Genomic DNA, 4,116 nt, shown 5'->3' with positions numbered 1-4,116 from the left:
GCCCAGGTGATGGCTCAGCTCGCCACCCAGCGCCCGCTCGATCAGCGCCTTCTTGAACGCCATCGACGCTTCCGCTATCGCCTCGGCCGTCATCGGCCCTTGAGTGAATTGATCCAGCAGTTCCTTCGGGATCTTCGGCAGCGCCGCCGTCCTCGCAGCGATCGCCTCGTTCTTCGTCTTCGTCTTGCTTGGCATACATGCTCCTGGTCGTCATGCTATGCCTCGCACACAAAATTACTGACAGGCTCGGATCCGGACACGGATCTCAAGGTGTCGGGTATGCCTAATGCCCTGCCCACTGTGCCCGTGCTGTCCACTCCCACGATTGGCAACGCGACGCTCAGCTACACGTTCTCGTCCGTCTCCGGCGAGACCTATAGCGCCTCCTGCACCGAGGCCAACTCCACGACCGGCGTCGTTGTCGGCACTGCGACCGTCATCACCAGCAACGGGACCGGCACCGTCTCCGTCGCAGGTCTGACCAATGGCATCGCCTACAGCTGCACGGTCACGGCGAAGAACTCCGGCGGCTCCAAGGTTTCTGCCACGGTGGTGGGCATACCGAACCTCCCGCCAGACGTGCCGACGTTCCGGCTCAAAGCAGTGGGCGACGGATTCCTGACCTACGAATTCAAACGTTCGACCGGCATCGTCTACACCACCAACTGCCGCAACACCGACGCCCCCACCAACTACGCCACAGTCATCAACGGCGACTCGTTCTCCGCCCGTAGCCTGACCAACGGCAAGACATACACCTGCTCGCTGAAGGCCACCAACAGCGCAGGCTCGGCGATTTCTGCGGATGTCGTCGGGATACCAAACAAGGCGCCGGAGACCCCGACCCTGTCGGTCGCGGTCGCCAGCGGCCAGCTGAACTACTCGTTCAATCGTGCCGACGGCGTCACCTACACCGCGAGCTGCGTCAACAACTACGGCACGGAGATCTCCGACAAGGAATTCAGCGTCTCCGGCCTCACCAACGGCATCAGCTACAGTTGCACGCTCAGGGCCGCAAACAGCGGCGGCTCCGCCACATCGGTTCCCGCCTCGGCCACGCCCATCACCGTGCCTGACGCCCTGACGCAATCGAAGATCGTCATCTCACAGAGTTCAACCTGCGTCAACGGCAAGCTCCAGGCCACGATCTCCTATGAGGCGCCGGCGTCCAACGGGGGGAATGCCATCAATGGGTACAAGCTGAGCTGGAACGTCAACGGCTCGTCCTCTATCACGGCGGAGAACCCGGCGACGGCCACCAGCTTCACCGTGCTGTTGCCGACAGGACAAGGCGCCACCTTCAGCGCAACCATCACCGCGACCAATGACGCGGGCTCGAGCGCAGGCACCACAAAGACCGCGACGACCGTGTTCTGCAGTACGCCAGACACGCCGGTCTGAGTCGACCACTAGTCCGCAATGAAAACACCGCCCGAGGGCGGTGTTTTTGCTTGCCGGCGCGGTGTCAGTGTCACCCCACCTGCGTCGCCTGCGGATTCCTCAAGCGAATGTGCAACTCCCGCAGCTGCTTCTCGTCCACCGGGCTCGGCGCATGCGTCAGCAGATCCTGCGCGCGCTGCGTCTTCGGGAACGCGATCACGTCGCGGATCGACTCGGCCTTGGTCATCAGCGTCACCAGCCGGTCCAGCCCGAATGCCAGGCCGCCGTGCGGCGGTGCGCCGTACTGCAGCGCATCGAGCAGGAAGCCGAACTTCAGCTGCGCCTCTTCCGGCCCGATCTTCAGCGCGCTGAAGACCTTGCTCTGCACCTCGGCGCGGTGGATCCGCACCGAGCCGCCGCCCAGCTCCCAGCCGTTGAGCACCATGTCGTAGGCCTTGGCAATGCACTTGCTCGGGTCGGTGTCCATGTAGTCCTCATGGCCGTCCTTCGGCGCGGTGAACGGGTGGTGCACCGCGTTCCAGCGCTCGCCGTCGTCGTCGTACTCGAACATCGGGAAATCGACCACCCACAGCGGCGCCCACTTGTCCTCGAACAGGCCGTTCTTCTTGCCGAACTCGCTGTGGCCCACCTTCACGCGCAGCCCGCCGATCGCGTCGTTGACCACCTTGGCCTTGTCGGCACCGAAGAAGATCAGGTCGCCGTTGCGCGCGCCGGTGCGTGCGATCACCGCGTTGATCGCCGCATCGTGCAGGTTCTTCACGATCGGGCTCTGCAGGCCTTCACGGCCCTTGCCGGCATCGTTCACCTTGATCCAGGCCAGGCCCTTGGCGCCGTAGATCTTGACGAAATCGGTGTACGCATCGATCTCGCCGCGGCTCATCTCGCCGCCGCCCGGGATGCGCAGCGCCACCACGCGGCCGTCCTTGCTGGTGGCCGGGCCCGAGAACACCTTGAAGTCGACGTCCTTCATCACGTCGGTCAGCTCGGTGAACTCCAGCTTCACGCGCAGGTCGGGCTTGTCGGAGCCGAAGCGGAACATCGCGTCGGCATACGTCATCACCGGGTACACCGGCAGCTCCACGCCGATGGTGCTGCGGAACACCGTGCGGATCATCCCCTCGAACATGCCGCGGATCTCTTCCTCGGTCAGGAAGCTGGTCTCGATGTCGATCTGCGTGAACTCGGGCTGGCGGTCGGCGCGCAGGTCTTCGTCGCGGAAGCACTTGGTGATCTGGTAGTAGCGGTCGAAGCCGGCCACCATCAGCAGCTGCTTGAAGAGCTGCGGGCTCTGCGGCAGCGCGAAGAACATGCCTTCGTTGACGCGGCTCGGCACCAGGTAGTCGCGCGCACCCTCGGGCGTGCTCTTCGTCAGCATCGGCGTCTCGATGTCGATGAAGCCGTTCGCGTCGAGGAACTTGCGCACCTCCATCGCCACGCGGTAGCGCAGGATCAGGTTCTTCTGCATCGCCGGGCGGCGCAGGTCCAGCACGCGGTGCGTCAGGCGCGTGGTCTCCGACAGGTTGTCGTCGTCGATCTGGAACGGCGGCGTGACGCTCGGGTTCAGCACCTCGAGCTCATGGCACAGGATCTCGATCTTGCCGCTGGTGAGGTTGGCGTTCTCGGTGCCGGCCGGGCGCGGGCGCACCTTGCCGACGATCTTCAGGCAGAACTCGTTGCGCACGCCCTCGGCCACCTTGAACATCTCGGCGCGGTCGGGGTCGCACACCAGCTGCACCAGGCCTTCGCGGTCGCGCAGGTCGATGAAGATCACGCCGCCATGGTCGCGGCGGCGATGCGCCCAGCCCATCAGGGTGACGGTCTGGCCCATCAGGGCCTCGCTGACGAGGCCGCAATACGTTGTTCTCATGTGTCTTCTCCGGAATCGGTCATCGTGGCCGGCACGGTGCGCGCACCGCGCGTCGGCATCAAATCAAAGTGGTAGGCGTTGGGGGGCGCGCTTGCAAGCCCCGCGGGTTGCGCACCGGTTGAGCGGCTGCCAGGCGCTCAACCGGTCTGATTTCGGGGCTCGTCCGGCGGCAGCACGGGCGGCACCGGCGTCACCGCGGGCACGGGGATCGGCGGCGCCACCACACCCATCGAGATCACGTACTTCAGCGCCTCGTCGACGCTCATGCTGAGCACCACCACGTCGGCGCGCGGCACCATCAGGAAGAAGCCCGAGGTCGGGTTCGGCGTGGTCGGCACGTACAGGCTGAGGTAGTCGCCGCTCAGGTGCGTGGCCGCCTCGCCGCCGGGGCGGCCGGTCACGAAGGCGATCGTCCACGAGCCGGCGCGCGGGTACTGCACCAGCACCGCCTCGCGGAACGCGTTGCCGCTGCTCGAGAACAGCGTGTCCGACACCTGCTTCACCGAGCTGTAGATCGACTTGACGATCGGGATGTGGTTGAGCACCCGGTGCGCCCGCGTGAGCCACCACTGGCCGAACATGTTGGCGGCGAACATGCCGGTGAGCAGCAGCCCGGCGATCAGCAGCACGATGCCTAGGCCGGGGATGTTGCGCAGGTCGGTCAGCGGCTGGCGCGCCGCCTCGGGCAGCACCGCCTGCGTGGCCGAGACCAGGCTGCCGAACACGTCGTCCAGCAGGCCCAGCACCGAGTGCAGCACCCAGATGGTGACGGCCAGCGGGAGCCAGACCAGCAGGCCGGCGATCAGGTATTTCTTCACTGGGTTCCTTGTGGCTTCGGCGGGGCGACC

General features: G+C 65.5%; 3 protein-coding genes and 1 pseudogene. 1 reads left to right on the top strand and 3 read right to left on the bottom strand.

The window, feature by feature from the left end:
* Window positions 1–195 (bottom strand): annotated as a pseudogene (locus AC1D01_RS23345) (IS256 family transposase); the annotation flags it as partial.
* 111 nt (window positions 196–306) lie between these two features.
* Between AC1D01_RS23345 and AC1D01_RS23340 the strand changes: the two are divergent.
* Complete coding sequence (locus AC1D01_RS23340; protein WP_477870548.1) at window positions 307–1,401, top strand: hypothetical protein; 1,095 nt, start codon at window positions 307–309, stop codon at window positions 1,399–1,401.
* 70 nt (window positions 1,402–1,471) lie between these two features.
* On the opposite strand, the gene aspS is transcribed toward AC1D01_RS23340, so the two are convergent.
* Both aspS and AC1D01_RS23330 read right to left on the bottom strand, forming a co-directional pair.
* Window positions 1,472–3,268, bottom strand: coding sequence for an aspartate--tRNA ligase (gene aspS / locus AC1D01_RS23335; RefSeq protein ID WP_465113869.1), 1,797 nt, complete (start codon window positions 3,266–3,268; stop codon window positions 1,472–1,474).
* A 137-nt stretch (window positions 3,269–3,405) separates the two neighbouring features.
* Window positions 3,406–4,086, bottom strand: a complete 681-nt coding sequence (locus AC1D01_RS23330; RefSeq protein ID WP_477870546.1) for a DUF502 domain-containing protein — start codon at window positions 4,084–4,086, stop codon at window positions 3,406–3,408.
* Window positions 4,087–4,116 lie beyond the last annotated feature (30 nt).

Source organism: Rhizobacter sp. P3_B12, assembly GCF_056402895.1.
The sequence above is the reverse complement of the archived record's forward strand: the minus strand, read 5'-3'. Positions and strand labels throughout refer to the sequence as shown.

Coding starts and splice junctions, on each gene's coding strand:
- aspS (WP_465113869.1), bottom strand. CDS start 3,268: ATGAGAACAACGTATTGCGGCCTCGTCAGCGAGGCCCTGATGGGCCAG.